Below are 25,655 nucleotides of genomic sequence, written 5' to 3' on the forward strand. Positions count from 1 at the left end.
AGCATCCACGGCCCAAACCGCCATAATCGGTAACATTATGACGCCAGAAGTGAACGACTGGTTAAGCGCGGGCCGACCCGCCTGCAACACGCAGACAAGCCGGCCACTGAATGGGGCACCTCAGCTTGCCGCGAATTTCACCAGCTTGATGGCGTCGAAGTCCTGGACACCGCCACCGACCCGCTTGGTGGTGTAGAACAGCACGTAAGGTTTTGCGGAATACGGGTCGCGTAGTACCCGCACGCCGAGCCGGTCGACGATCAGGTAGCCACGTTTGAAGTCGCCGAACGCGATCGACAGCGAGTTCGCCGCGATGTCCGGCATGTCCTCCGCTTCCACCAGCGGGAACGTCATCAGCGAGGCACGCCCGCCCGCTTGTGCCGGCGGCTGCCACAGATACGCGCCGCCCGAATCCTTGAACTTGCGGATCGCGGCCTGCGTCTTGCGGTTCATCACGAAGCTGCCGTTCTGCCGGTAGCCCGCCTTCAGCGCGTAAATCGTATCGACCAGCACGTCGGACGGATTGCTGGCTGGAAACGCGCCCGCGTTGCCGCTCGCGACATAACCGAGCTTGCCCCAGGCCCATGAGGCGTTCGCCACTGTGTCGTATTGCAGAAAGCCCTTCGGCTTGCTGCTGCCGTCGCCGTTGACGAAGGCCGCGCCTTCCTGCACCGCGAAGGTCAGTTCCACCTCCGAGGCGATCCAGTCGTCGATGTTCACGGCAGAGTCGTCGAGCAGTGTCGCGGTCGCCGCCGGCATGGCGTAAAGCTCCATGGCGGGAAACGACAACGCGTCGAGCGTGGGCGACGTGGTCTGCGTGCGCGAATCCGTCTCGCCCACCCAGCCGGTCGCGGGACCCGCGGTCATGAACGGCTTCTTGTAGACGCCGCCGGAAATCTCGCGCACGGATGCGATGGCGCGGATCGGCGAAATCGCCGCGAGACGTTCCCCGATCTCGCGTTCGAGTTCGGAGGGCACGAGATAGCCGCCATCGGTACTACTTCCCGCCGACATCGCCTTGGTCTCGATCTGGCGCAAGGCCGACGCCTCGCCGGAGCGCACATAGGATTCGAATGCGCTCTTGTGTTCGCGCGCGGTGTTGTCGGTGTGGCTCACGCGGCTGCCGTCCAGCGAAGGCCGCGCCGTTTTGAGCGCCAGTTCGTCGATCCGTTTCATCTGCGCGTCGAGCGCGCCGTTGATGCGGTCGACCTTCTCCTCCAGCAGCACGTCGGCACGGCGTCCGAGGGACGCCAGGCGCTCGTCGTTCGCCGCCTTGAATTCCTCGAACATCTGCATGATCTGGTCGTGCTCGCCGCGTGCGGCGGGAGCGATGCCGGATTTATGCTCCGGCGCGTGGTCTTGAATGTCGTAATCCATATGGTTCTCCTTCATGAAGAGGTTGAAAAACGTTTGGGCCGCGCACGTCCCTTCACCGCATGCACCCGCGCGCCGGCGAGCAGCGGAAACGTGACGATCGACACTTCCCAGAGATCGACCTGGTAGAGACGGCGGATGCGGGTTTTCGGATCGATCCGCCCGCGCACGGTGCGGTAGCCGATCGATAGCCCGTCGATCGCGCCTTCACGCACCAGCGCCATCAGTTCGCGTCCGCGCGCGACTTCGGGAATGAGACGCCCCCTCGCCCACAGCCCGCGCATGTCCTCACGCAACTCGAGCCAGATGCCGACAGGTTCGGACGGGTCGTGCTGGAACAGCATCGGAATGCGTCGCAACCCGCGATGCTGCAGCGTTTGCGTGAACGCGCCCGGCATCACCATGTCGCGCGCCTGATCGACCTCGCCGAACAGGCTGGCGTAACCTTCCACCGCGCCATCGCCAGTGAACGAAACGCGCGAAGCGGATGGCAGTGGCGCATGCATGGGCGTTCTCGCAGAATGCAAGTTGGAAAAGAAATCGGTAGGATGAACTGAGGTGCGGCGCGCTACTTCACGCGGCGTGGCTTGCGCTTGGCCGGTTTGGTGGCGGCCCTCACAGGTGCGCGCGGCGCCTTGTGCTGTATCTTTTCAAGATGTGCGAGGAATTCGCGGAACACCGTGAGGTGCGCAGGTCTAGCTTTCGTCTCGCCGCTGATCGATTGAATCACCGTATGCAATTCGTCCATCATCTAATCCATCGGTTTGCGGCGGCGTGCCCGCCGGTTGAAAAGAGACAATTCGCGCACGAAATCATCGAACCGCCTCAAAGCGGCCGCGAGTTCACGCAGCGTGAAAAGAAAGGCGGCGCTCGCCGCCACGGCCCATAGAAACAGCGCCAGATGCGCGAGATCGCCGCGCTCGGCAAAGGTGCGGACAAGATCATTCATTTGAATCGCCAATCCTGGAGACGAAAAAGGCGCATCGAACTTTCGCTCGATGCGCCTTCTCTTCCGAATCTCGCTGAACCAGGCGGGAGAACCGCCCTGTCCGAAACTCAATTGAGTTTAGCGGGCGGCCTCAGCGAGGTGACAGCGCTTGGAATGAAACACTGGACCACCTCCTTTCGTTGTTGACGATGAATGGAAGGTAATCGCCTCTTTCGATTTTGCAACGCTCCCGGTGTGGGTTCCCGCATTCACTCAAATCTATCCCCACCATCAACAGGCACGTAGCCCGCCGCCTCGCGCTTTTCGTTGAGCGTGAGGAACTGCGCGCGCGCGATGCGATCCCACAACGCGTTCCGATCAGAAACCAGCGCCTCGATGCGGTCGGTGTCGACAACGAGCCGCAGTTCGTTGCCGAACTGCGGCGCCAACCACTGCGCCAGCGCATGGCCGACGCGGGACGCGAGCGGCAGGATCGTCTGCCGCCACAGCGCGCGGTTGGCTTCCTGAAAATTCGCATAGGTGTTGTCGCCGGGAATGCCGAGCAGCATCGGAGGCACGCCGAAGGCCAGCGCGATTTCGCGCGCGGCTGCGTTCTTGGCTTCCAGAAAATCCATGTCCTTCGGCGTCAGCGACATCGCCTTCCAGTCGAGCCCGCCTTCGAGCAGCAACGGCCGCCCGGCATTGGCCGCGCCCTGATAGGTATCGGTGAGTTCGCGCTTGAGCCGCTCGAACTGGGAGTCGGAGAGCACTGCACCCTCCGGCCCGGCATAGACCAGCGCACCCGACGGCCGTGCCGCATTGTCGAGCAGTGCCTTGTTCCATTTTGCCGCGGCGTTGTGGATATCGACCGCGACAGCCGCCGCCTCCAGCGGCGCCAGGCCATACTGATCGTCGAGCGGATGGAAGAATGTGAGGTGCAGGATCGGCGGCACGCGTTGCGCCGATTGATCGAACCGCACGCTGCGGCCGCCGACAGTATATTCGTAGGCCTCCGCCCATCCGTCCGTGCCCGGGACCACCTTCATGCGGTCGGGCCGCAGCACATAAAGCTCGCGCACGTCGCCATCCAGCGCCACGCCTTCGACATAGGCGTTGCCGGAGAGCAGCATGTGCGCATACAGCGTCTCGAACAGGCTCGCGCCGTCCTGCCGCGGATTGGGTCGCGCCAGCAGTTGCGACAGCGGATGCGCCTCAAGCTCGCGCGCCCCCTCATACAAAAGATAGATGCACGCCGCCGCGTTCTCCGCGATCAGCCGTACCGCGCGATGCACCACTGCGTTGGCGAGATAGCCTTCACGTGCGAGCGCCGCGTAGTCACGCGGCGTCCATCGTGCGCGGCCACCGGACGCAAAAGCCAGCACCTGCGCGGTACGGCTCGCTTTAGATTCAGGGGCTGCGAGAAGTGTTTTCAAACGATCGAACATCGTCTCTCCAATGTCAGAAACTCCGCATCCGCGGCTGACCACGCGCGCCGTGCGTCAACGACGTCAGCGCCCACACCAGCGCGTCGAGCCGATCCGGCGAGCGGCCCGACGACAATCCCGTCGGCGCGAAGTCGCACATCTCGTCTTCCAGCGCGGCGAACAGGCCCACGTGCCTCACCCGCCTTTGCTCGTAGAGCGTGGCGATTGGTTCGGCCCGCAGCCACTTGCCGCGATGCGCGCGCACCGAAAGCACCGGCACGTCGGGATCGGCCTGCGCGATGACATCGCGCACCATCTCGCCACCCTGGTTGACTTCCACCACCAGTGCGTCGGCTTCCAGCCTGCGCCACAGCGCGATCGCCCTCGCGGACCAGATTTTTGGCGCGGCCTGCGCCAGCGTGTCGTCGGCAAGAACGTAAAGCGCGCCCTCGCCCGTGATGCCCGCCGCGACGATGCCGCAGGAATCAGCACGCTTGCCCGAGGTCGCTGGCGGATCGACCGCCACGACGATGCGTTGCAACGGCGGCGCTTCGCTCACGCGGCCTTGCTCGATGACTGAGCGAGTCCACAATGCATCCGTGCGGTCCTCGATCAGCTCACCGTCGAGCTCCTGCCGCCCGAGGCGCGTGCCGGCGTAGCGTGCCATCACATTCTTCAGAAACGTCGGCGCGAGATGCAGCGCATTGGCTTTCGTCGCCGCGCGGGTCGTCACGCAAGTCTCGTCCTTCAGCAAACGCTTGATGAGCGCGGTCGGGCGCGGCGTCGTGGTGATCAACTGTCGCGGCTGCGCACCGAGGCGCAGGCCGAACTGCAGCATATCGAAAGCCGCGTCGGCATATCGCCATTTCGCCAGTTCGTCCGACCACGCGCAGGAAAATTGCGGGCCGCGCAGGCTCTCGGGATCTTCCGCCGAGAACGCATAGGCCACCGCGCCATTGCACCATTCCAATCTTTTACGAGAAGGCAGCCACACCGGCCGCTCGTCGCGGCGATGCACCGCGAGCAATCCCGAGACCCCCTCGATCATCACCTCACGGACATCGTGTTCCGTCTCGCCGACCAGCGCGATTTGTCTGGCTGGCTCCATCGCCAGCGGCGGCAATCCTAAAGCCTGCGCGCGAATCCACTCCGCGCCCGCGCGCGTCTTGCCCGCGCCGCGGCCGCCGATCATCAGCCACGTCGTCCAGGGCTTGCCATTGGCAGCAAATTCCGGCGGCCATTGATGCGAATGCGCGAACAGTTTCCAGTCGGAGGCGATGGCGTCGAGTTCGTCACTATTCAGCCTCGCCAGGATGTGCAGCCTTTGCGTCGGCGACAAGTTCATCCAGTCGCTGCGCGAGCTGGCGTCGAAACTCGTCGAGGTCGCGGGGCACTGTGTCGTCATCCTCGCAGTTCTTCTCCTCCCTGTCGCGCAACAACATCACCTCGCGCAGCGTGCGCGCCAGCGATGCCAGAGTCCGCGCGCGGCGTTCGGCCTCGGTGCGATGGCGCGGGTGCACGTGCGTCCCGCATATGATGATTTCGATCTGCGTCAGTTCGCGCTCGATGGCGCTGCTCACACGCTTCAGCAAAGCTGGTAGCGGCGCGGGTGGCGGATCGTTGAGCCGATCGACCGCGCTGCGGATATGGCTGGCGCGATTCCGCGTGGACGTAGTGTCGGCAGGTTCGGCAATTTTGTTTTTTACAGATGTTTTCTTGGCAGGAGCTTTCTTCTGGATGCCGACAACACACTTGGCCGCCGCCGGTCGCCTGACCGGCACGGTCTTCTTTCCCACAGGCATGTCGAAGAACGATCCCCTGTTGCCGTCTTGGACGGCCGCCGCCTCAGGTGCGGAAGAACACGAACCAGACAATCGCCAGAGTGAATATCGCGGCGACCGTGCTGATGACGAGCAACGCCGCTACCGACGGCCCGGGTTCAGCCTGACGCGCCTCGGTCGGCGTCTCAACGATCTGACCGTGCTGCTTTGTCACCATATCCGCCTCAAACTTCACGTTCGCGTTGAATGACGCACCATCGCTCGGAAGCGATGGTGCATGTCAGTCAAACGCGGGAAGCAAAGGCGGGTTCCTGCGAACCCAATTCTCGAGCATGTCGCAACCCTACTGCGGCAGCGTCACGCTGTCAAGGACTATTTTCCTAGATCGCAATATTGGCCGGAACGTCATCAGAAACTGGCTCAAAAAGCCAAGGATGAGCAGAACTAATCCGAGATAGAGCAAACCCGGATATCGGGCCGTTACGATGGTCGCGGATATCGCATCGTCCCCGTCGGGACACTTCCTGACCCCAATGAAGACCGTTCCCCGGGAATCGACCGCCGCCATCGTGCGGTCGCGGATGCAAACGGCATAAGCATGGCTTGTCGCCGCGTCGTCTCCCGGCATCAGCGAGGCATTCGTCTCAGTCACGAAGCGAAAATCGGAAGGCATCGCCTGCAGCGACAGCAGCAAACATATCGCACCCATGAGATTGGCAAGCCGAGCCGCCCGCTCCCACGTTCTCACCGTCCCGATCACCGCTGCCTCCGTGAGAAACCCTCGTCTCTCGTTGGTAGCCGAACGCCGTCCCCTGGTTCAAAGAGCGTGAATTGATCGGCGATAAGGCGTCCGCCCGGAACGATAAGGCTCCCTTCCCGTTCCCAACACAGAACCATGAGAGCGCAAAAGGAGAGCGCCATGACCAGGATGCCACCGGTCCCGCCCGCGCAGCGAAGTCCGAAAGGCACGGGCAGCAGCCCCAAGACCGCCCAGAGTGACGCACGTGCGGGCCACGCACATTTCGAAGAACAACACCGCCAGGACAGCATCAAGCAGAACACCCACAATCAAAGCCGTCAGCAGGATCGCTAATGTCGCGCAAGAACCCAGACACCGAGCGCTTCGGCGGCCCGGGATCGTCGCAGCAAGACCGAAAGCATCCGGAAAAATTCGTCAGGGAGAAAGAGCCAAGGCCGGGCGAGCCGACCAACACGAACTCGTCGCGCATCTCAGGCGGCGGCGGCGAGCGCGACAAGCACCACTCGCACGATCCGCGCTACAAAAGCTGAAAGGGACTTGCGGCCTACTCGGCCATCGTCGTCGTGGGTGACGGCTTGCCGCCCGCCAGTGGGCGTTCTTCCATCAAGGCGAACAGCACAGCGGATATCGCCATCAGAACCGCCGCCGCGAGAAATACGAAGCGGAAGCCAGTGATCATATCGCCGGACGCCACGCTGTGAGCGCCGGTGGCTCCTTCACCGATTGGAATATCCTGTCCGACGGCCGCGAGCAGGATCGCGGTAAACATCGCCACCGCGAAGGACGACATCAGCGCACGGAAGAAATTCATCGCGCCCGTAGCAGTCCCGACCTGCGAACGCGGCACCGCATTCTGGATCGACACCACGCTCACCGGGAAACAGGTACCGATTCCCAGCGCGAGAACGGCAAGCAGGGTCAGCACCACCCAGAGCGACGATCCCGCCAGCAACGCCATCAGCAACAGACAGCCTGTGGCGATGGACGCGCCGCCGACTGCAGCCCACTTGTAGCGCCCGGTCACCGCCATGAACTGTCCCGCGCTCCATGCGCCCAGCACCGACACCGCGACCAGCGGGATCAGTGCGATGCCTGCTTCGCTGGCGCTCAGTCGATAGACGGATTCGTAATAGATCGGCAGGTGAACGATCATCGCGATCATCGCCCCCATCGCGCAGCCGCCAGCGACCATCGAGTACGGCACCACCGAACCGCTGATCAGCGGCAGCGGCAGGAACGGCTCGTCCGTCGTGCGCGCATGAACCACGAATGCTGCCATCAGCACGGCAGCCGATCCCATCATGGCAAGGATCGTCGGCGACAGCCACGCGAACTTGTGGCCGCCCCAGGTCAGCGCCAGCAGGAAGATCACGGCGGACACCATCAGCAGAAGGCCACCCGCCCAGTCGAGCTTGCGGCGACGGTGATAGTCGGGAATTTTGCGCAGCCGGGGCAGCAACAACATCAGCGATCCGACGCCGATCGGCAGGTTGATCCAGAAGATCATCGACCAGTGCAGATGCTGCGCGAACACGCCACCGAGGACGGGGCCACCGATGCCCGCCGTCACCCACACCATGCTGATATAGCCCTGATAGCGGCCGCGGTCGCGCGGCGTCACCACGTCGGCGATCAGCGTCTGCACCAGCGGCAGAAGGCCGCCGCCACCCAGACCTTGCAGGCCCCGCGCGAGAATGAGCGTCAGCAGGTTCGGCGACAGCGCACACAGCACGGAGCCGACCAGAAACAGGATGTTCGCCACCATCAGCATGGTGCGGCGGCCATAGATGTCGGCCAGCGCGCCATAGACCGGGGCCACTGCCGTCGAAGACAACAGATAGGCGGTGATGACCCACGACAGGTTCGACACGTCGTGGAATTGCGCGCCGATGGTCGGCAGCGCCGTCGCGACGATGGTCTGGTCGAGCGCGGTCAGGAACAGGTTGCACAACAGGCTCAGCACGATCGGCAGAGCTTCGCTGTGCGGCAGCGATGCGCGGAAGGCGGGCTCGGAATCCTCGATCCGGATGGCCTCGCCCGTGATGGCGGCCAGATCGTCCGGCGCCAGCGGTTCGCCCTGCATCTCAAGTTCCGGTCGTTGGATTTTGCTCATACCGCCCGTGCGCGACTGCGCGAATTGACGTTTAAATGTATCGGAAGAAGGTCAACAACTTACCCCAGACTTGGCCACGCCGTTAGCGGGCCGCGCGCATGGGGTGGTTTCGCCCAGCGCGCATCGATCAACGTGATGTGATGACGCGACTCAGGCGCGCCGCTTCAGCCGCGCGCGCTTGGGCAAAAGCGCCGGCCAGCGCACGATGTGATCCTCGAGGTCGGCATCGTCGACGTCATCCTCCGTGCCGAACACCCGCCCCCGCACCGAAACGCCCGCTTCATGGACGGTATTGGGATCGCCGGAAATCAGCGGATGCCACCAGTAAAGGTCCCTTCCCTCCGCGACCAGCTTGTAAGCACAGCTCGGCGGCAGCCAGTTCAAGGTCCGAACATTCTCTGGCGTCAGGCGCACACAGTCGGTCACTTTGGCGGAGCGGTTCGCGTAATCGTGGCAAGCGCACAGATTTGCGTCGAGCAACCTGCAGGACACGTGGGTGAAATAGATCTTGCCGGTGTCCTCGTCTTCCAGCTTTTCCAGACAGCAGCGCGCGCAACCGTCGCACAGGCTTTCCCACTCGGAGTTAGAAAGCTGCTCCAAGGTTTTGGTTTTCCAAAAGGAATTGGCCTGGTCGGACGGCTTCTCGGGCGGCTTGGTCATCGGTTCTCTGGTTTGGCCACGCCTCTTCGGCGGCATCCCGCAGCGGCGCCAGACGGCTCGCGCGGATCAACGGCTCCAGTGGCGTGGAAACAGACCTGGAAATTAGTCCTTCCCATGAAAAACGCCAAGGGCAGCATTGGTTTATCCCCTTACCTCGGCTAGAAGAAGGCGGATTCCCGGACGTGGAGAGAGTCCGGGAACTTCAGGCCGTCTCGCGTGATCTTCTCTCCGGCGCAGGCATCGACGCGCGGAACGGGCCGACGGGCTCTTCCCTTCGATGGTTGCCTTCACCATCGCCACGGGGATGCCGCAAACGAACGTCCATGTTCGCCTGCGCCATCGCCGCCGCCAGTGTCCGGGCGAACCACGGACGCGACCGACGATTTAGGAAATTTTGGTGCGCAAGATCGTACCCAGCGAGTGGATGCAACGGATCCGGAATTTCTTTCTGGATCTCGATTCACGTTTCGATTCCACGCTGTTCTCCTCGGGCCGCGGCCTGCGCGAACTCTATGAGCGCTATTCGGCGTTCATGGATCGCTTCTATGTCGGGCGCTGGAAGCGCTGGGTGTTCATCGAGCCTTTGTCGGAGATGGCGACCATCGGCTTGGCCGGCGGCATCCTGATGCTGGCGCTCGCCATCCCCTCTTTCCGCGAGACCTCCGACGAGGACTGGCTGAAGAAGTCGGATTTGGCGGTGACCTTCCTCGACCGCTACAATAATCCGATCGGCAGCCGCGGCATCAAGCACAACGACTCGATCCCGCTCGAGGACTTCCCCGACAGCCTGATCAAGGCGACGCTCGCGACCGAAGACCGCCGCTTCTATGATCATTTCGGCATCGACGTCGCGGGCACGCTGCGCGCGCTCGTTACCAACGCGCAGGCCGGCGGCGTGCGCCAGGGCGGCTCCTCGATCACCCAGCAGCTTGCGAAAAACCTGTTCCTGTCAAACGAGCGCACCATCGAGCGCAAGATCAACGAGGCGTTTCTCGCGCTCTGGCTGGAATCGCGCCTCACCAAAAACGAGATTCTCAAGCTCTATCTCGACCGCGCCTATATGGGCGGCGGCACATTCGGCGTCGACGGCGCGGCGCATTTCTACTTCAACAAGTCGGCGCGCGACGTAAACCTTGCCGAATCCGCGATGCTCGCGGGCCTGTTCAAGGCGCCGACCAAATACGCGCCTCACATCAACCTGCCCGCCGCCCGCGCGCGCGCCAACGTCGTACTCGACAACCTTGTGGACGCGGGCTTCATGACCGAAGGCCAGGTGTTCGGTGCGCGGCGCAATCCGGCCTCCGTGGTCGACCGCCGCGACGAGAATTCGCCGAACTACTTCCTCGACTACGCCTTCGACGAGGTGAAGAAGCTCGTCGCCACCTTCCCGAAATCCTACACCGAGCGCGTGTTCGTGGTGCGCACCACCATCGACATGAAGGTGCAGAAGGCGGCCGAAGACACCGTCGAGGATCAGCTCCGCCAGTTCGGCCGCGACTACCACGCGACGCAGGCAGCCGCGGTGATCGCTGACCTCGATGGCGGCGTGCGCGCGATGGTCGGCGGGCGCGACTATGGCGCAAGCCAGTTCAACCGCGCCACCGACGCGATGCGCCAGCCGGGCTCCTCGTTCAAGCCTTACGTCTACACCACCGCGCTGCTGAACGGCTTCAAGCCGACCTCCATCGTGGTGGACGGGCCGGTCTGCATCGGCAACTGGTGCCCGCAAAACTACGGTCGCTCCTATTCCGGCTCGATCACGCTGACGCAGGCGCTGACACACTCGATCAACGTCATCCCGGTGAAGCTGTCGATCGCGCTCGGCGGCAAGGCCGGACCCAAGGCCGGACGCGCCAAGATCGTCGAGACCGCACGCAAGTTCGGCATCGTCACGCCGCTGCCGGACACGCCGTCGCTGCCGATCGGCGCCGACGAAGTCAACGTGCTCGAACACACCGTCGCCTACGCGACCTTCCCCAACCGCGGCAAGGTGGTGGCGCCGCACGCAATCCTCGAAGTGCGCACCGGCGCGGGTGACCTCGTCTGGCGCTATGACCGCGACGGGCCGCAGCCACGCCAGATCATTCCGCCTTCCGTCGCCTCCGACATGGCGATGATGATGAGCCACGTCGTCTCGGAAGGCACCGCACGCCGCGCGCAACTCGACGGCATCCCTGCAGCAGGTAAGACCGGCACCACCAATGCGTATCGCGACGCGTGGTTCGTCGGCTACACCGGCAATTTCGTCGGCGGCGTCTGGTACGGCAACGACGACTATTCCTCGACCAACCGCATGACGGGCGGCTCGCTGCCCGCCAAGACGTGGCACGACATCATGGAAGTCGCGCATCAGGGTATCGAGATCAAGGAATTGACCGGCGTGGGCGCGGGCCAGAAGCTGCCGAAGGGCAGCGTCGCCTCCGTCACCGCCGCGCCGAAGATTCTCGACGTCGGCGCCGGACCGCCACCCACGCTCACACGTCGCGGTGTGAACACCCTTGTTCATATCGAGAAGGAAATGGACGAAACCGCCAAGACCGTGCCGGTCGGCAAGACCTCGATCAACGACCGCGCGCCGCCTGCCCCGCGCGCCGCGCTGCCATTCCCCGACAGCTTCGCCTCCGCGAACGACGCGACGGCATCCACCCCGCCGAAGAAATGAGAATGGGCCCGGCAATCATGAAGGCGATGCTGCCGTGCGGCTGATTTTCGTGCTGATCCTCACCATGGCGATTGCCACCTTCGTCGGCCTCGGCCTGACGTGGAATACCGCGACACGCGGCGTCGAGATCGGCACGCTGACCATCGGCCCGTGGACGGCGCGTCCGCGCATCGGCACCAGCGAGATCGACCCTTATGCGCGCGCGACGGTCGCCCGCAGCGGCGAACTGCCGATCGGCGCGGGTGATGGCATCACCTTCCGCGCCACGGCCGACAATTCCGGCAAGAAACTCGACGGCCGCTGCGACGTGATCGTCTCGGGCGTCACGCCCGCGGCCCGGTTCTGGACGCTGACGGTCTACGACCTTAAGGGCAAGCTCGTCGCCAACGGGCTGCAGCGTTACGGCTTCACCAGCCAGGAAGTGGTGCGTGCATCCGACGGCTCCTTCACCGTGCACGTCGCGCCGCGGGCGCGCGCCGGCAACTGGCTGCCGACCGGCGGCGTCAGCCGCTACCAGCTTCTGCTGCGGCTCTACGATACGCCTGTCGGCGTCGCGACGCGCTCGCAGAAGGATGCGCCGCTGCCCTCCATCACGACGGCGGGGTGCTCATGATCCGCTGGCTGTTTGCAATCCTCGGCGGCATTCTGCTCGGTGGCGTGGTGCATCTCGTCAGTGTGCTGGCGCTGCCGCGCATCGCTTCGCAGGACGCCTATGCGCGTCTCGCGCCGATGCTGAAGCTCAATGCCGTGACGCCGCTGCCGGACGCCACGCCCGGCACCGCGCCGATGCCGTTCATGGACCCGGCCTTCGCCGCCGCCGCCTGCAAATACGATCTCTCCAGCGGCTCGATCAAGCTGAGGGTGCCGGTGAGCCAGGCCTATACATCGGTGTCGTTCTACACCAACGAGGACATCTCCTATTACGCGATCAACGACCGTTCCGCCGGACGCAAGGTGATCGAGCTCGACCTGATGACGCCGCAGCAGAAGGCAGCGCTGCCCGAGGACGAGGATATCACCGCGGCGGACCGGCTCATCATCGAATCGCCGACCAAAACCGGCCTGATCGTGATGCGCGCGCTCGCCGCCGAACCGGGACTCATGACGCAGGCTAAGGCTTCGCTGGCGGCGGCCAGCTGCAAGGTGCAGTCGGAAATCTCGCAGCCGAAGCGGCGATAATCAGGCTAGCTCTGGGCTTGAACAGCCGCTTCGCTGGGCGCGGAAAGCGCTGTGTGACGGGCTTTTTCGCGCGGACGCAGCAGCCGCCTCACGTCGAGCCGAAAAGAGAAAACACATTCGTGGCAGCGCAAACCCTTGCCGCCCTTGACGAGCCCGAGATCGCGAATGATCGACCAGCGGCCATCGCTCATCCGCACCAGCTGCAAATCCGGGTAACGCCGTTTCAGATACGAAAGCATTCAGCACCGCATAATATTACGGTCATGATGCATCGTGGACTTCGACCGTCAATTCTTGACGCTGCACTCATAACGCCACAAGAACGAATCGTGACAAGCCGCGCACCTCACGCGGCTTTGACGTAGCCGTCTGCAACCGCACGTCTGGCGCAAGCGCTATCCGACCTTTATGTTGGTTCCAACAATGGAGCTTCACATGAAAATCCTGACAGCGACCTTTCTGACAGCGGCAGCGCTCGGCGCGGTGTTGACGACAACGCCGGCCGAAGCATTCGACCGGCGGATCTGCCTGGTCGGCGGCGGCTATCCTTACCCCGGTGATTGCGCCTACGACACATATGCCCAGTGTAGAGCTTCGGCTGCCGGCCAGCAGGCCTATTGCGGCGTCAATCCGAACTTCGCCTTCGCCGAAGCCGCAGGCAAGCGCTACCGGCCGCGCGACGGCTTCGACACCACCCGCTTCATCTTCGGCGGTGGCCTTCCGTCCAACTGGTGATGGGACGCGCGGCCATGAGCCGCGCGCCCTCCTCCCGTCAGGACGTGGCGCTGTGGCCGATCCACGACGACACCTGCGGATAGATCTCCAGGAAACCGCGATAGATCATGTCGCCCGCGACATAGAGGATCACGGCCAAGCCGACATAGGCGATCCAGCGGTGCTTCTGCAGAAGTTTCGCGATGAACGAGGCCGCAGCGCCCATCATCGCGATCGACAGCAACAGGCCGAACACCAGCACCCACGGATGCTCGCGCGCGGCACCCGCCACCGCGAGTACGTTGTCGAGCGACATCGAGACGTCGGCGATGATGATCTGCCAGGTCGCCTGCGCGAGCGTCTTACGCGGTGCGCTCTCGTCGTTGGCGAGTGAGTCGACATCGACGGCCGAATGATGCGCCTGCGCGCGCAGTTCACGCCACATCTTCCAGCACACCCAGAGCAGCAGGAGGCCGCCCGCGAGCAGCAGCCCGACGATCTGCAGCAACTGCGTGGTCAGGCCCGCGAACACTATGCGCAGCAGTGTCGCCGCGCCGATACCGATCAGGATCGCTTTCGCGCGCTGCTCTTTTGGCAGGCCCGCGGCGGCAAGGCCGATGACGATGGCGTTGTCGCCGGCGAGAACAAGATCGATCAGGATGACTTGAAAAAGAGCAGTGAGAACGTCCGGAGTAATGAAGTCGAACATGAGCCGGGCTCCTTGGCTTTGCGAAGGAGCAGCTCTCGTCGCCTATCCATCAACCGCATGACGGCCGAACAGCCGCGGATGCGAGGATCGACAAAGCCTTGATCGCCAAACGCCAAAGCCATGATTCCCTGCGGGTAATCACAGATCAAGGCATATGGAATGATCAAGACGGAAAAGGGCCACTCCCACTATGTCCAGTCCGACATCGCAGCATGTGGCTGCCAGAGGGGCCCGGTCTGGTTCCTGTTAAATAATATGTCTCTCCTGCTAATGCAATCCAAAACGGTACTCGAATAAATGCTCAAACAGTTCAACGGCATGCTCGGGATCGGCCAGCACCGACGCCGCGATACCCGTGATCGCGAAGCCGCCTGCCACATCCCAGAGCGAGAGGTTGCGTGAATTGTGTCTGCTGCCGACAAACCAAGCAATGGCCGCCGCGAGCGACGCGCTGAGAAAGAACATCAGGCTCAGCGCCATCATCGTCAGTTCTGAACCGATCATGCGCACGATCAGCAGGACTGGAACGGCAAGTACGAGAGTGAGCGCCGTGAGGGTTGCGACAGGCCGCTTCAATTCGGCGAACCTGTGTTTCCACCTGCCTTCGATGGACGCAATCATATCGTCCTCTTTCTTTCGGGCTGCAAAATGCTGCGTCCCGCTCACGAAAGAGAAGCAGGCCGCCTCCCGAACAGGGGGCACATCGCCCCCGACGCAATCATCACATAACGGCTCGCACGGATGCGCAACGTGGTCATCCGCCGCGTGTCATCCGGACGCGGTTTCTCTCACGCGCGCGTGATGGCTTCTGCGCCATCGGTGCAACGAAGTGCCGCTGGAACCAGAGAGAGAAAATCAGCCGCCGACGCGCAGCACTTGCCCCACCACGGGCGTCGCGGTGGTCCAGGCGCTGGCCGCACGGCGCGCGAGCTCGGCGATCAGTGCATCGGCCTGCGCCGCCATCCGGTCGGGCGCCATGATGACGAGACGCTCCAGCGCCCAGCGATACGACGACACGCGCTGCTCGACGCATTGCTGCGCCCACTGCACCACCAGCACATTCTCGCGCATCCGCGCCTGCGCATCGGCATATTCGCGCGGCGACACATCGCCGATATAGCCAAGCGCCTTGTTGCGCTTGATGTCGAGATCGTTGAGCTTCACCGCGAGCGGAATGAACTGATCGAGCATGGTGAGGTCATTGCGCACGTCCTCCATCAAGCCCTGATAGGACGACGCCTGCGAACGATGCGGCTCGTCGATCATCTTGCGGCCGTAGCTCGTGCGGTCGAATACCACCTTCACGCGCCACGGCGCGGGAAGGCGCTGGTAATCGCCGAACACGCCCTTCCACGCCGGGCGCGAATGGGGTGGCTCGATGAAATAATAGGCCATGTCGCGCAGCGCGCGTTCGTCGTCGGTCAAAAGGAAGGCTGAGGGTCGCCCGCCGAGTGCTTCGGTCGCTTCCGCACCGACCCATTGATGCATGTCCTGATGGTAGAACATCTGCCGGGTGCGGCCGAAATCGTCGCCGACACAGCCGATCCCGAATACCAGCGGCAAAACGAAAATTGGATTGCACATCCGAACGGCCGTTCAGGTTACAGATACGCCGGACAATCCGGCGCGCGCAGAAATCAGGACCGCGCCCGACGGCGACGGCGGCGGCCCGGTGCCGCTCCCTCTTCCGGTCCACGGTCGCCGCTGGTTTCCTCAGCATGCCGTTCGATCCGGACAACGGGAAGGATCAGCACGGTCGCTGTCGCCTCACGCGGGGCCGATCCCATATTTGAGTCCGCGCGCCGCGAAGCCGCATCCGCCGGAAATTCAAGAATGGTGCCCATCGATACTGTCTCCTCGTCACGACATCACTGCTTCGTGACGCATCCGCATTAGAATTGCGCATGGTTAACGGTGTCTTAAAGCCATGCGGATGCGGTTTCTGTTTTGTCGGGCGCACAGAGGCTTGCGGCGATTAACCGTTCGGTAATCTTAACTGCGCGTTAAAAAACCCGCTCTAGATTGAAGCGATCACCTTCAACGCGCGCTGGTTTGCATGAGTACGCCTCCCCTCTTTCAAGGCTTCGACGGCCTGATGTCCCTGTCCCAGCGCGAGGGCGTGGACATCCGCCCGACGCTGCTGCGCGTGCTGACCGATCTTTATGTGCAGACGCCAGACCACACGCCGGACGAAGAGCGCCAGTTCACCGAACTCACGATGCGGTTGCTCGACGAAGTCGACGACGCCACCCGTGCGGTGGTGCGCGGCAAGCTCGCGATCTATCCGAAGACGCCGCGCGACGTTCGCCGCAAGCTGCTGATTCCACCGCCGCCATTGTATCCGCGCGACGCCGCACCATCGTTACAGCCCGCGCAAAGCGAGGCTGAGCCGGCCATGGTGGCCGCGCCGCCGCTTGCCCCGCAGCAGCCGTCGCCAATGCTGTCGATGAAGCCACAGGACGCCTCCTCGCTGATCGAGATGTTCACCGCCGCGCCGTCGCGAGAGCGCGCTAAGATTCTCGAGAACCTGCTTGATGCGCCGCTGAAGCCGTCGGCCAAGATCGATCCCAAGCGCGCAAGCCGCGCTATCGCCTCGCTCGAAGGCGCCGCGATGGTCGCCGACGCGCAGGCCTTCACCACTGAGCTCGCCGATGCACTGATCCTGCCCGCTTCCGTGGCGAAGGAGATCGTCGCCGATCCGCTCGGCGAGCCGCTCGCCTGCGCGATGAAGGCGCTCGGCATGAATGCGGAATCCTTCCAGCGCGTGCTCTTGTTCCTCAATCCATCCATCGGTGCGTCGGTGATCGACGTCTATCGTCTCGCCCGGATGTACGACATCCTGAGCGAACGTGTTGCGCTCATCATGCTGGCGGCGTGGCGCGGCTCCTCGATCGTCACGACGCGCGCCAAGTACAAATCCGTTCTTTACGACGGCGAGCGCCAGCGCGCCCGCACCGCGTCGTCCGCCTCTCCGGCCCCGTCGCCGTCCGATGCACATCAGCCGCAGCGCCTGCCGCTGAAATAACGTCCCGTTCCCCTGATCGACCGGCCTTTACAGTACTTTAGATTATCCTAAAGTACCTGAACCGTCGCGTCGTGGCGGCAATCAGAAATCGAAGCGGAAGCGTCAATTTCCGTGCGGGGAGACGAAACTATGATGGCAAAACGAATGAGCCGCCACGCGGCAGCGTTATGGCTTGCACTTTGCGGCGGAGCGATATCCGCTCATGCAGCGCAGCCCACCGCAAGCACGGATTTCTATCCGCCCTGGCAGAAAGGCGCGAACAATCCGTCGCTGGATCAGGGCTTTGAGTTCACCGTCCACGAGGCCGACAACCTCGCGGACTTCCACGGCGACATCACCAATGCGCGGCTGGTTCTGTACGTCGGCGGCAACTACTTTTTCGCGATGGCCCCGCTCGTCAAGGCGTTCGAGGCGAAGCATCCGGAGTTGAAAGGCAAGGTCTACTACGAAACCATTCCGCCAGGCCTGCTGGTGCGGCAGATGAAGGCCGGCGGCCGCATCACGGTCGGCAACATGACATGGACCGCCAAGCCGGATGCCTATTTCGCCGGCAAGATCGCGGTACAGCGCCTGATCGACAGCGGCCTCCTCGTCGGTCCGCCAACCATCTATGCGACCAACCAGCTCGCGATCATGGTGCCGAAAGGCAATCCGGCCCACGTCAAGACTCTGAACGATCTCGGCCGGCCGGACATTCATCTTGCGCTTTCAAATCCGGAATTCGAAGGCGTGGCGCGGCAGATCAAGGCATCATTCGAAAAAGCCGGCGGCAAGGCGCTTGTCGACACGGTCTATGACGCCAAGGTCAAGGACGGCACCACTGTTCTCACCCGCATGCATCACCGCCAGACTCCGGTCTGGCTGATGAATGGCCGCGCCGAAGCCGGCGTGACGTGGCGTTCCGAGACGATCTTTCAGAAGGAACGTGGGCTCGCGACCGAGAGCGTGGATATTCCGCCCGAGCAGAATGTCACCGGCATCTATTCAGGTGCGGTGGTGAAGGATGCAGCCCATCCCGAGGAGGCCAAACAATGGCTCGCCTTCCTCGTCAGCCCCGAGGCGCAGGACATCTTCGCCCATTACGGCTTCGGCAAACCCTGAGCCGCATGGAAGGTTAGGTCTTGGCGAGATCGAGGAAGTGGCGGCCCCGCTTGTCCTCGATCTCGACGATCCAGGCGTCAGGATCGAAATCGATCTCGCGTCGCAGCCGCGTCTCCACGGTCTGCTCTTCCACCGGCTGCGCGGTCGAAGCTACGAACGCCCGGTCGGACGGCTGCGCATCGTCGTAGGAGGTCTGCGGCGCGGGCGAGAACAGCGTTGCGGTACCATCCAGCAGCGCGAGCTTGACGAACACCGCCCCCGCTTCTGCCGCGCCGCGCCTGCGCACGGCAGCGAAGATCCCCTCGCCCTGCAGGCGGCGCAGATAAGCCGCGACCCAGATCTCCGATTTCAGTCTCATGCGGTGGTGATAGGCGATCCACGCAACCTAAGCCAGCGCGATATCGCGACGGCAGAAGGACGGATCAATGGATCGCCTTGCCGGTCAGCTTCGCCATTTCCGCAAGCAGCCAGTCGGAGACCTGGCCGGTCTGCGCATGGCGGCGGTCGGCCTCGAACTTGCGGATCGCTGCGCGAGTGTCCGGCCCGACCATGCCGTTGGCCTTCAACTGGCCATAGCCGTAATCGGTCAGCACGCGCTGCACCGAGATGACCCGGTGATTGGCGTTGATGAGATCGCCGAGCGGATCCTTGTGAGCGGGCGTGGGCACGGATGCCGGCGGACGCACCGAAGCCGGCGCTGCGACAGGCTTGGCGGGCTGGGCCGCCACCATCGGCTTCGGATCGATGACATTTGCAGGCGCCGCTTCCGTCTCGGCCGGGCGCGGACGCGGCAACGGCTGCGGCTGTACGGCTGCGGGCGCAGCAACCGTCGTCTCCACCGGCATCGTGCCGAACATCGGCGACGGATGATGACCGGGCTGCAGGAACATCGCGTTGACGACGATCGCGGTCATCGCGCCGGCGGCCACCACGCACGCCATCGTATCTTTCGGGCTGTGAAGCAGCACCCGCATCAGCAGGTTCTGCTCCTGTTCGATCTCGATTGCGACCGCCTTGGCGCGGCGCTTGCGACGCGGCTTGTCATCGTCCATCGGACTACCCTTACGCAATTTTCTTCACCAGCATGACATTGGCATCGGCGCGCGGCGCCGGTGCGAGAGTTGTGATATTGCTCGGCTTCGCAGCCGGCGTGAAAACCATCGGCAGCCGTACCGAAACGGTGGTGCCGCGATCGAGTTCGCTTTCGACCTTCATCTCGCCGCCGTGCAGCGACACGAGGCTCTTGACGATGGAGAGCCCGAGCCCGGTGCCTTCATAGCGGCCCTGATAGCTCGCGCCCGCCTGGAAGAACGGATTGCCAAGACGCGCGAGATCGTCCTTGCCGATGCCGATGCCGGTATCGGCGACGCGCAGCAGCAGTTCGCGGCCTTCGACCTGCGCGGACACGGTGACCGAGCCGCCTGCGCCGGTGAACTTGATCGCGTTCGACAAAAGGTTCAGCAGGATCTGCTTGAACGCCCGCTCGTCGCCAGTCATCTGCGGCAGATCGCTCGGCATGCGGGTCGAAAGATCGATGCCGTTGTCGCGCGCCTTGAGCACCATCAGATTGCAGCAGCTCGACAGCGCCTCGCGCGGTGCGAACGGCTCAGACACCAGTTCGAACTTCCCGCTTTCCATCTTCGACATGTCGAGAATGCCGTTGACGACGGACAGCAGATGCAGGCCGGATTCGTTGATGAGTCCGGCATATTCGCGGCGGCGCGCGGCGTCGAGCTTCATCTCTTCTTCGCGCGCGATCATTTCGGAGAAACCGATGATAGCGTTCAGCGGCGTGCGCAATTCGTGGCTCATGGTGGCGAGGAAGCGGGACTTCGAAGCTCCCGCCTGCTCGGCCTCCTGCCGTGCGGCCTCCAGCGCCTGTTCCTGCACCTTGCGCTCGGTGACGTCGCGCATCACGGACACCACTTCGCAGATGCCGCTGGCCTGATCCTGCGTCGGCTCCAGCGGACGACAGCGCATTTCCACCCAGACGAACTCGGCGCCGTGCGGGCTTTCGCGGCGGACGCGGAATTCGACACTGCTGGCCTCGCCGCCACGCGCGGCATCAGACAGCGCGGTGAGATAACGCGGCCGGTCCGCGACATGCACGCGGTCGAACAACCCGTTCTGCAACAGTGTCGGGCCCGGAACACCGAGCAGCACTTCGGCCGCCGGCGAGATAAAATTCAAATCGCCGTTCGCACGGTGGCGCGCGATCACATCTGAGATATTGCGCGCGAGCAGCCGGTAACGGCGCTCCTCCACTGCCAGAAGATGCTTGCTGGTGCGGGCGAGCGATTCCGCGCCGAACGCAAGACCGGCGGCATAGATCGTCGCCAGCACGATACAAAGGCCGGTGAACAGCGATGCAACGTCGCCGGACAGATGCGAAGGCGGCAGCGCGTCCATCACGTCCAGACCGACGAGCGCGACCGCGCAGCCGAGTGCCAGCGCGACCGCCACCGCCACCACACGCCGCGAGGCCGACAGCGCCGCCTCAAGCGGCACCGCGATCAGCCACACCGCCGCGAAGGAGGAAATGCCGCCGGTCTGCACCGACACGGCGAACACCAGCGCGGCCAGCGAAACGGACGACAGGATCTGCGCGACCTCAAAACGGCCGGTGCGCGACAGGAAATAGGAAATCAGGATCGGCGAGATCGCCCACCCCAGGATCATCACTTCGATCATGGAGGGCGCGCCGCGTATGGCGAGATAGACCGGCACGCCGCTGAGAACGGCAAGCCCGCCACCCATGCGCAGCGCAATGAAGGAGCGATGTCGCGCGCTTGTCATCGCATCGCCTCTTACCGAGGGATGCAGCAGCGAATCCAGATGCTCGCGCAGGATCTTGATAAGCGTCACGTGAAACTCACACCGCCGGAGCGCCAATAGCGGGCCGGCAAGCCCCCTCTTGTTGTTCGCGGGATCGTGTCAGAGCGAACTTAAGCGAACGCTAAGGCAACCACATGAACTCGCGAGCGGGCTGTCGTGATCGCGTTTTGCGGGAGTTTTACGCATGCATTTGCCGGTGATGGTGAACGCATCGTTTCACCATACGGCGGCTTATGGTTTCGAAATGGTAGACGCGGGCTTTTATCGGCCTTTTGCGACGCGCTTTTCGTCAATCGAAAATTTACGCCATACGAAACGATTCAAATTTTACGCAAATTTAGCCGTCGCAAAACACTCAAGATTTATCGGCTGGTGGTTTAACGGACGAAACAAAGCCGCGTCGGGAGAGCGCGGTGCGACGGGGATGCGTGATGTTCTTCTTGCTGCGAATGGCTTTTTGGCTCGGTCTCGTGCTCGTGCTGCTTCCGCGCGACAAGGCGCCGGAAACGGACAAGGGACCGCAGGTGAGCGCGACCGAAGCGGTGCTGGCTGCAACGGCTGCCGTTTCCGACATGTCGCAATTCTGCGCGCGCCAGCCCGCGGCATGCGCGGTGGGCGGACAGGCGGCAAGTGTGGTCGGCGAACGTGCACAGGCCGGCGCGAAGAAGGTCTATGACTTCTTCACCGAGCGTAACGAGAAAAACGACAAGGTCGAGAAGACCGACGGCGCCGAGAAACCGCAGGCCGCTCAGGAGAAGGCGTCGGACAAGGTCCAGGACAAGCAACCGAAGAAGGGTAAGCACAGCGCAATCGAGCGCAAGAACCCGGATCATACCGGCTCGATCGACGAGAGCGACGCCGCGCCGTTCCCCGATACGCTGTCGCAGGACGACCTCATGATTGCATGGCAGGGTCCGCAAATCTGACTGATTCCGGGTTGCTGCCACCCTCGCAGTCTGCGCTTTTTGCGGAAAAATCCGCTCAAACTCTCGCTTTCCGCGGTCCGCATTCTCATATAAGCCGTAAGCTACAGTGCGGAACGCACAGGCTTTTCACCCTTACGGCAATATCGGTATGACCACGATCAACGACATTCGGGACAATTTTTCGCTCCTTGACGACTGGGACGATCGCTATCGTTACGTGATCGAACTCGGCCGCACGTTGGAGCCGATGCCGGACGCCGAGCATACCACCGAGAACAAGGTACAGGGCTGCACCAGCCAGGTCTGGCTTTCGCGCAAGAACGACCGCGCCGCCGACGGCGAGCCGGTGCTGCGCTATCTCGGCGACAGCGACGCCCACATCGTGCGCGGGCTCGTTGCGATTCTTCTCACGCTGTATTCGGGCAAGACGGCGAAGGACATCCTCTCCACCGATGCGCTGGCGATCTTCGACGAGTTCGGCTTTCGCGAACATCTGACGCCACAACGCTCGAACGGCCTGCGCGCGATGGTCGAACGCATCAAGTCCGATGCACGCAGGGCCGTTGAAGCGAAAGTCTGACTTTCGGGATTTCTATTTCATTCCGCCATCGGGTTTCTTGTGACCCTTTTCGGGAATGCTGGCGCTTTGCTGCTGGGAACGGCTGGTTTTCGGCTTCCTGACGATTTCCGGCTTGTCCTTGGTCGGCGGAAACTCGACCTGCGTGATCTGAATCTCTTCCATGTTCCGTCCTCCATTGCGATGCGGAATCAACCGCCCAGCGGTCCAGACGTTCCCGAACCGGTTCCATAGGCAAGACTGGTTTCACGCCGTGAAGGATGCGTCTTCCGCAAGCCAGGTGCGGATATGCGCGCTGTCGCGCGCGTTGTCGCGAAGTCCGTAGTGCCGCGCGAGACGATCCAGCGCGAGTTGCAGCACGACCTTCGCCGAACGTGCGGGCCAGCCGCGTTCGCGCTCCACGTCCTCGAGCCCGCGCAGGAAGCAGCACACGTCGAGCAGCACACCGGACAGTTCCGGTCCGCAGGCATCGAGCGCAAGCTGCATGCGCTGACGTGCCGCCACCACCACGTCCGTCATCGTGCCGGCATCGCCGCTGCCGCAATTCCGCCCCCGCGCGATCCCGGACCAGCTCGATGTCACGCGCGGCGCGAGATGGGCGCGTGTGAAATCGGCGCGCAGCTTTTCACCGGCGATGAACTGGTTATGGCCGATCATGGTGCGCCCGTCGCGGCCCTTGCGGCGCGCCAGCCAGGCGAGCGGGCTTTCACTGTCATTGACGAGCACGCGGGCAATACCGCTCTCGGTCATGACCTCGCGCGTCGCGAGCGTCAGATGCTCGGCACGTTTCGCATCGACGCCATGAGCAACGTCTGCCGGTCCGCGCGCTTTGCTTCTAGTGCGTTGCGCCTTCATCGGCCGCACTCCGTCCGCGCAGCCGCACATTGCCGCTCCAGCGCCGCGATCTGGCCGTCGAACCGGACATTCTCGCGCCGTTCCTCGATGACACGGCAGGCATAGGCCACCGTGGTGCGGTCGCGACGAAACAGCCGTCCGATGCCCTCGAAACTCAGCGCGAAGCCGACATGGCAGAGATACATCGCGACCTGACGCGCCAGCGAGGCGCGCGGCGAACCACGCGAGCCGAATGCGAGTTCATCCGCCGTGATGCCGAATTCGGCGATCACGCAGGCGGCGACACGGCATCGGATGGTTTCGGGGTCTGGGGTGACGACAGCAGGACGCGGCGGGGAAACGGGCACTTCTGTGAACAGCATCGGGCGACCTCGCTAGGATTTTATACCTACACCCTAACGCAGCTTTTGCAACCGGGGATATCCGTTCCCGCCTCTTGTTGTGGAACGCGCGCCTAACGCTTCGCCCGGCGGCGCTGCTGGCCGAGCCCCATCTTCTTGGCGAGTTGCGAACGCGCCACCGCATAGTTCGGCGCGACCATCGGATAATCCGGCGGCAGGCCCCACTTCTCGCGATATTGTTCGGGGCTCATGTTGTACTGGCTGCGCAGGTGCCGCTTCAGCGACTTGAAGCGTTTGCCGTCCTCCAGGCAGACCAGATATTCCGACGTCATCGACTTCTTCACCGACACCTTGGGCCGCGCGGGCTCGGCGGGCACGTCCGCGCCCGTCGCCACGCGCAACAGCGCGGCATGAACCTGCGAGATCAGCGCGGGAATGTCGGACGGCTGCACGGTGTTGTTGCTGACATAGGCCGAGACGATGCCAGCCGCCATTTCAACGAAATTCTTGCCGGCCGGCTCACTCATACAATGCTCGCGCTGCTGGATGGAGGAATGCCCGCGTCGTCGCGGCTCCTCGTAACGCCGCAAAGATTAGGCGAGCCGCGCATCGCTCCGCAACCACGATTGCGCGCCGTGCCCTGAAACCTATGCCCTGAATGTGTGCAGAGGCTATCAGCGACGGTCGAGATGAGCGCGAAGCTCCTCGATCGATTCAAACCGCACGGTGCCTTCCGGCAATTGCGCTTCGATCGAACCATCCGAATACAGCGAATAGGCCATCGCATCGACCACGCCGGATTTCACCACGCTGACCTCCGGCTGTTCACGACGCGGCGGCTCCTCGCGGCGCGGAGGCTGGGTGAAACGGCGCTGCGGCCGCAAGGGATGGCGCGGCTCGTCCGCCAGACCGTTCTCCGGTGCCGGACGCTCGGATTGCGCCCACGGCGGCTCGAACAGATCGTCGTCGCGGCGCTGTGCGGCCTCGGCCTGCATATCGGCGTCCGGCGTCGTTTCCGGCGCGGGCGTCTTGCGGCGGCGAGAAGAAAACAGGAAATCGCGCTTCGGCCGCTCCGCAGGTGGCGCCGGCGGCTCAGGACGCTCGGGCAACGGCGGAAACGACGGCGTGCGGCTCGGCGGCGGAAAGTCGAACTCGCTATCCGTCTCACGTGCCATCGGCTCGTCGCGCGAGAAAAGGAAATCGCTGTTGCCGGGAGCACGCGGCGCCGGGCGCGGTTCATCAGGCATCGCAGGCTCAGGCGCCGGCACTTCGGCCACCATGATCTCCGCAAGCTCCGCCTCCTCCCGCGTGGACGCGGCGCCAAGCCGGCTGGACAGTTGTTTCACCTCGCGCGCGAGAATGCCAAGGCCCATCAGGATGAGGCCGGTCGAGGACACGACCGCGCCGCACAGGATCATCGTATTGCCGAAGGAGAATTCCTTGATCGGAATTCCGAACACGATGGCCAGCACGCCTGCGCAAAACACCACGGCCCCGGCCAGCAACAACGCAATCATCACTCAAACTCCGCCTGCTGCCTTAAGGGCCTGCAGTTTCGATCTGTCATACTAAGGTTCCAGTACCTGCCTTAGGAAAGGTAATTTTTCCTTATTGGTTCCAAAAAAGTACAAATATACCAACAATTTCCCCTGTCTGACGGCGCAGGGCGAATGAACTTTCGGCAAACCCTT

General features: G+C 63.3%; 34 protein-coding genes. 10 read left to right on the top strand and 24 right to left on the bottom strand.

All coding sequences use genetic code 11. The features are described 5' to 3' along the window. Positions 1 to 120 precede the first annotated feature (120 nt). The 9 genes from HMPREF9697_RS06110 to HMPREF9697_RS06145 all read right to left on the bottom strand — a co-directional run bounded on the left by HMPREF9697_RS06110 (position 121) and on the right by HMPREF9697_RS06145 (position 6,267). The gene (locus HMPREF9697_RS06110; RefSeq protein ID WP_002716298.1) at positions 121 to 1,377 is read right to left on the bottom strand and encodes a phage major capsid protein; all 1,257 of its coding nucleotides are present in this window, start codon (positions 1,375 to 1,377) and stop codon (positions 121 to 123) included. Positions 1,378 to 1,388: 11 nt separating this feature from the next. After that, the gene (locus tag HMPREF9697_RS06115) at positions 1,389 to 1,880 is read right to left on the bottom strand and encodes an HK97 family phage prohead protease (protein WP_002716299.1); all 492 of its coding nucleotides are present in this window, start codon (positions 1,878 to 1,880) and stop codon (positions 1,389 to 1,391) included. Positions 1,881 to 1,942: 62 nt separating this feature from the next. Beyond that, a complete protein-coding gene (locus HMPREF9697_RS06120) occupies positions 1,943 to 2,122 on the bottom strand; it encodes a hypothetical protein (protein WP_002716300.1) in 180 nt (59 codons plus the stop codon). A 3-nt stretch (positions 2,123 to 2,125) separates the two neighbouring features. Then, the gene (locus tag HMPREF9697_RS06125; protein WP_002716301.1) at positions 2,126 to 2,323 is read right to left on the bottom strand and encodes a hypothetical protein; all 198 of its coding nucleotides are present in this window, start codon (positions 2,321 to 2,323) and stop codon (positions 2,126 to 2,128) included. Between the two features lie 248 nt (positions 2,324 to 2,571). Beyond that, positions 2,572 to 3,747, bottom strand: coding sequence for a phage portal protein (locus tag HMPREF9697_RS06130; RefSeq protein ID WP_002716302.1), 1,176 nt, complete (start codon positions 3,745 to 3,747; stop codon positions 2,572 to 2,574). A 13-nt stretch (positions 3,748 to 3,760) separates the two neighbouring features. Beyond that, positions 3,761 to 5,071 (bottom strand): DNA-packaging protein, encoded by a 1,311-nt coding sequence (locus tag HMPREF9697_RS06135; protein ID WP_002716303.1) that lies wholly within the window; start codon positions 5,069 to 5,071, stop codon positions 3,761 to 3,763. Next, a complete protein-coding gene (locus tag HMPREF9697_RS06140) occupies positions 5,022 to 5,528 on the bottom strand; it encodes a hypothetical protein (RefSeq protein ID WP_002716304.1) in 507 nt (168 codons plus the stop codon). The genes HMPREF9697_RS06135 and HMPREF9697_RS06140 overlap by 50 nt, the downstream gene beginning before the upstream one ends. Before the next feature lie 43 nt (positions 5,529 to 5,571). Continuing rightward, a complete protein-coding gene (locus HMPREF9697_RS21185; protein WP_169333023.1) occupies positions 5,572 to 5,721 on the bottom strand; it encodes a hypothetical protein in 150 nt (49 codons plus the stop codon). A gap of 129 nt (positions 5,722 to 5,850) precedes the next feature. Next, positions 5,851 to 6,267 carry a hypothetical protein gene (locus tag HMPREF9697_RS06145; RefSeq protein ID WP_002716306.1) on the bottom strand — a complete coding sequence of 139 codons (417 nt, stop codon included), beginning with the start codon at positions 6,265 to 6,267 and terminating at the stop codon, positions 5,851 to 5,853. A gap of 159 nt (positions 6,268 to 6,426) precedes the next feature. Between HMPREF9697_RS06145 and HMPREF9697_RS21190 the strand changes: the two genes are divergently transcribed. Beyond that, the gene (locus HMPREF9697_RS21190) at positions 6,427 to 6,600 is read left to right on the top strand and encodes a hypothetical protein (protein WP_002716307.1); all 174 of its coding nucleotides are present in this window, start codon (positions 6,427 to 6,429) and stop codon (positions 6,598 to 6,600) included. Continuing rightward, positions 6,600 to 6,797, top strand: coding sequence for a hypothetical protein (locus HMPREF9697_RS06155; protein ID WP_002716308.1), 198 nt, complete (start codon positions 6,600 to 6,602; stop codon positions 6,795 to 6,797). Before HMPREF9697_RS21190 ends, HMPREF9697_RS06155 begins: the two co-directional genes overlap by 1 nt. 14 nt (positions 6,798 to 6,811) lie before the next feature. Here the strand turns inward: HMPREF9697_RS06155 and HMPREF9697_RS06160 are convergent, their stop codons facing one another. Beyond that, positions 6,812 to 8,380, bottom strand: coding sequence for an MDR family MFS transporter (locus tag HMPREF9697_RS06160; RefSeq protein WP_115622222.1), 1,569 nt, complete (start codon positions 8,378 to 8,380; stop codon positions 6,812 to 6,814). 150 nt (positions 8,381 to 8,530) lie between these two features. Next, entirely contained in the window at positions 8,531 to 9,040 is a 510-nt protein-coding gene (locus HMPREF9697_RS06165) for a YcgN family cysteine cluster protein (RefSeq protein ID WP_002716310.1), read from the bottom strand. 397 nt (positions 9,041 to 9,437) lie between these two features. On the opposite strand from HMPREF9697_RS06165, the gene HMPREF9697_RS06170 reads away from it, so the two are divergent. The 3 genes from HMPREF9697_RS06170 to HMPREF9697_RS06180 are packed head-to-tail and all read left to right on the top strand — an operon-like array spanning position 9,438 to position 12,881. Beyond that, the gene (locus tag HMPREF9697_RS06170; RefSeq protein ID WP_002716311.1) at positions 9,438 to 11,702 is read left to right on the top strand and encodes a transglycosylase domain-containing protein; all 2,265 of its coding nucleotides are present in this window, start codon (positions 9,438 to 9,440) and stop codon (positions 11,700 to 11,702) included. 34 nt (positions 11,703 to 11,736) lie between these two features. Then, a complete protein-coding gene (locus tag HMPREF9697_RS06175; RefSeq protein ID WP_002716312.1) occupies positions 11,737 to 12,315 on the top strand; it encodes a DUF1214 domain-containing protein in 579 nt (192 codons plus the stop codon). Continuing rightward, complete coding sequence (locus HMPREF9697_RS06180; RefSeq protein WP_002716313.1) at positions 12,312 to 12,881, top strand: DUF1254 domain-containing protein; 570 nt, start codon at positions 12,312 to 12,314, stop codon at positions 12,879 to 12,881. The genes HMPREF9697_RS06175 and HMPREF9697_RS06180 overlap by 4 nt, the downstream gene beginning before the upstream one ends. A gap of 5 nt (positions 12,882 to 12,886) precedes the next feature. On the opposite strand, the gene HMPREF9697_RS06185 is transcribed toward HMPREF9697_RS06180, so the two are convergent. After that, the gene (locus HMPREF9697_RS06185; RefSeq protein ID WP_002716314.1) at positions 12,887 to 13,120 is read right to left on the bottom strand and encodes a hypothetical protein; all 234 of its coding nucleotides are present in this window, start codon (positions 13,118 to 13,120) and stop codon (positions 12,887 to 12,889) included. A 196-nt stretch (positions 13,121 to 13,316) separates the two neighbouring features. On the opposite strand from HMPREF9697_RS06185, the gene HMPREF9697_RS06190 reads away from it, so the two are divergent. After that, entirely contained in the window at positions 13,317 to 13,616 is a 300-nt protein-coding gene (locus tag HMPREF9697_RS06190; RefSeq protein WP_002716315.1) for a DUF3551 domain-containing protein, read from the top strand. Positions 13,617 to 13,653: 37 nt separating this feature from the next. Here the strand turns inward: HMPREF9697_RS06190 and HMPREF9697_RS06195 are convergent, their stop codons facing one another. The 4 genes from HMPREF9697_RS06195 to HMPREF9697_RS06210 form a co-directional block, all read right to left on the bottom strand. After that, positions 13,654 to 14,304, bottom strand: coding sequence for a TerC family protein (locus tag HMPREF9697_RS06195; RefSeq protein ID WP_002716316.1), 651 nt, complete (start codon positions 14,302 to 14,304; stop codon positions 13,654 to 13,656). Positions 14,305 to 14,571: 267 nt separating this feature from the next. Further along, positions 14,572 to 14,925 (bottom strand): hypothetical protein, encoded by a 354-nt coding sequence (locus tag HMPREF9697_RS06200; protein ID WP_002716318.1) that lies wholly within the window; start codon positions 14,923 to 14,925, stop codon positions 14,572 to 14,574. Positions 14,926 to 15,159: 234 nt separating this feature from the next. Further along, the gene (locus HMPREF9697_RS06205; protein ID WP_002716319.1) at positions 15,160 to 15,888 is read right to left on the bottom strand and encodes a hypothetical protein; all 729 of its coding nucleotides are present in this window, start codon (positions 15,886 to 15,888) and stop codon (positions 15,160 to 15,162) included. Between the two features lie 53 nt (positions 15,889 to 15,941). Further along, positions 15,942 to 16,148 carry a hypothetical protein gene (locus tag HMPREF9697_RS06210; RefSeq protein ID WP_002716320.1) on the bottom strand — a complete coding sequence of 69 codons (207 nt, stop codon included), beginning with the start codon at positions 16,146 to 16,148 and terminating at the stop codon, positions 15,942 to 15,944. Positions 16,149 to 16,360: 212 nt separating this feature from the next. On the opposite strand from HMPREF9697_RS06210, the gene HMPREF9697_RS06215 reads away from it, so the two are divergent. Continuing rightward, positions 16,361 to 17,329, top strand: a complete 969-nt coding sequence (locus tag HMPREF9697_RS06215; RefSeq protein WP_002716321.1) for a DUF2336 domain-containing protein — start codon at positions 16,361 to 16,363, stop codon at positions 17,327 to 17,329. A gap of 129 nt (positions 17,330 to 17,458) precedes the next feature. Then, positions 17,459 to 18,430 (top strand): molybdate ABC transporter substrate-binding protein, encoded by a 972-nt coding sequence (locus HMPREF9697_RS06220; protein WP_002716322.1) that lies wholly within the window; start codon positions 17,459 to 17,461, stop codon positions 18,428 to 18,430. Between the two features lie 13 nt (positions 18,431 to 18,443). On the opposite strand, the gene HMPREF9697_RS06225 is transcribed toward HMPREF9697_RS06220, so the two are convergent. From HMPREF9697_RS06225 to HMPREF9697_RS06235, 3 genes are all read right to left on the bottom strand, one after another. Further along, complete coding sequence (locus tag HMPREF9697_RS06225) at positions 18,444 to 18,788, bottom strand: DUF1491 family protein (RefSeq protein WP_002716323.1); 345 nt, start codon at positions 18,786 to 18,788, stop codon at positions 18,444 to 18,446. Between the two features lie 64 nt (positions 18,789 to 18,852). Then, positions 18,853 to 19,482: a peptidoglycan-binding domain-containing protein gene (locus HMPREF9697_RS06230; RefSeq protein ID WP_002716324.1), complete on the bottom strand. Its 630-nt coding sequence runs from the start codon at positions 19,480 to 19,482 to the stop codon at positions 18,853 to 18,855. Between the two features lie 10 nt (positions 19,483 to 19,492). Next, positions 19,493 to 21,295 (bottom strand): sensor histidine kinase, encoded by a 1,803-nt coding sequence (locus HMPREF9697_RS06235; RefSeq protein ID WP_002716325.1) that lies wholly within the window; start codon positions 21,293 to 21,295, stop codon positions 19,493 to 19,495. A 401-nt stretch (positions 21,296 to 21,696) separates the two neighbouring features. Here HMPREF9697_RS06235 and HMPREF9697_RS06240 point away from each other — a divergent pair, with 401 nt between their 5' ends. Both HMPREF9697_RS06240 and HMPREF9697_RS06245 read left to right on the top strand, forming a co-directional pair. Continuing rightward, positions 21,697 to 22,191 (top strand): DUF5330 domain-containing protein, encoded by a 495-nt coding sequence (locus HMPREF9697_RS06240; protein WP_002716326.1) that lies wholly within the window; start codon positions 21,697 to 21,699, stop codon positions 22,189 to 22,191. Positions 22,192 to 22,339: 148 nt separating this feature from the next. After that, entirely contained in the window at positions 22,340 to 22,771 is a 432-nt protein-coding gene (locus HMPREF9697_RS06245; RefSeq protein WP_040307827.1) for a SufE family protein, read from the top strand. 12 nt (positions 22,772 to 22,783) lie between these two features. On the opposite strand, the gene HMPREF9697_RS21195 is transcribed toward HMPREF9697_RS06245, so the two are convergent. The 5 genes from HMPREF9697_RS21195 to HMPREF9697_RS06265 all read right to left on the bottom strand — a co-directional run bounded on the left by HMPREF9697_RS21195 (position 22,784) and on the right by HMPREF9697_RS06265 (position 25,481). After that, positions 22,784 to 22,933: a hypothetical protein gene (locus HMPREF9697_RS21195; RefSeq protein WP_002716328.1), complete on the bottom strand. Its 150-nt coding sequence runs from the start codon at positions 22,931 to 22,933 to the stop codon at positions 22,784 to 22,786. Positions 22,934 to 23,014: 81 nt separating this feature from the next. Continuing rightward, positions 23,015 to 23,623, bottom strand: a complete 609-nt coding sequence (locus tag HMPREF9697_RS06250) for a DUF6456 domain-containing protein (protein WP_002716329.1) — start codon at positions 23,621 to 23,623, stop codon at positions 23,015 to 23,017. Next, a complete protein-coding gene (locus HMPREF9697_RS06255) occupies positions 23,620 to 23,985 on the bottom strand; it encodes a helix-turn-helix domain-containing protein (protein ID WP_002716330.1) in 366 nt (121 codons plus the stop codon). Before HMPREF9697_RS06255 ends, HMPREF9697_RS06250 begins: the two co-directional genes overlap by 4 nt. A 92-nt stretch (positions 23,986 to 24,077) precedes the next feature. Continuing rightward, positions 24,078 to 24,491 (bottom strand): Ros/MucR family transcriptional regulator, encoded by a 414-nt coding sequence (locus HMPREF9697_RS06260; RefSeq protein ID WP_002716331.1) that lies wholly within the window; start codon positions 24,489 to 24,491, stop codon positions 24,078 to 24,080. A gap of 147 nt (positions 24,492 to 24,638) precedes the next feature. Next, positions 24,639 to 25,481 (bottom strand): hypothetical protein, encoded by an 843-nt coding sequence (locus tag HMPREF9697_RS06265; protein ID WP_002716332.1) that lies wholly within the window; start codon positions 25,479 to 25,481, stop codon positions 24,639 to 24,641. Between the last annotated feature and the right edge of the window lie 174 nt (positions 25,482 to 25,655).

This window comes from Afipia felis ATCC 53690, from assembly GCF_000314735.2.
Classification (GTDB): Bacteria; Pseudomonadota; Alphaproteobacteria; order Rhizobiales; family Xanthobacteraceae; genus Afipia; species Afipia felis.